Raw genomic sequence first — 645 nt, 5'->3', positions numbered from 1 at the left:
GGTTGTGGTCTAGAATGTATGATGGTGGGATAAAAATGGCAGCAGAGGTGTTAGCTGAGAGTTATGTGCGAGATAACTATTCAGCTCAAGTGCCCCTACTGCCACAGTTTGAAGGTAGTAAAAAACGGGGTAAAAAAGACAGGGAAGCAGAACTTTCTCTGCCGTGGGTGTGGCAAGCAGTTTCAGCATGGGTATCTAAAGCCCGGTTGCAAACCAGAAGTGAAGCAGTTAGTCTTAAAACTACTGGTCAGGAACTCAGGCATCAGGGACGTAGAGGCCGTGACGGGCGTGCATCGGCAGACCGTGCTCAGGTGGCTGAATGAGAAGGCGAAAATCTGCCAGGTGCTGCCACGGCAAAAGCAGTACCAGAGCGTGCAGCTGGATGAGTTCTGGACCTATGTCAAAAAGAAGAAAAACAAGCGCTGGCTCTTTTATGCCTACGCACCCGAAACAGACGAGATCCTGGCCTGGAGTTGGGGTAACCGGGGAGAGAAGACAGTCAAGAGGCTCTATGAGCAGCTCAAGGAACTAGAGATAGAGCAGTTCTGCACCGATGACTGGCCTGCTTTTGCTAAAGTGCTCCCTCGAGAGAAGCACCTGATCGGTAAAGCCTTCACCAAAAACATTGAAGGTGTGAACCTGTGC

At 50.5% G+C, this 645-nt stretch carries 1 protein-coding gene; it reads left to right on the top strand.

Translation table 11 applies throughout. The annotated features are described in order from the left end of the window. Positions 1–63: 63 nt before the first annotated feature. The coding region (locus ACMA1I_RS23295) for an IS1 family transposase (RefSeq protein ID WP_337070896.1) at positions 64–645 on the top strand (582 nt) is incomplete at its 3' end.

This window comes from Pontibacter sp. 13R65 (assembly GCF_047525655.1).
In the GTDB taxonomy this organism is placed as follows: domain Bacteria; phylum Bacteroidota; class Bacteroidia; order Cytophagales; family Hymenobacteraceae; genus Pontibacter.
This window is presented reverse-complemented; position numbering and strand designations above follow the sequence as displayed.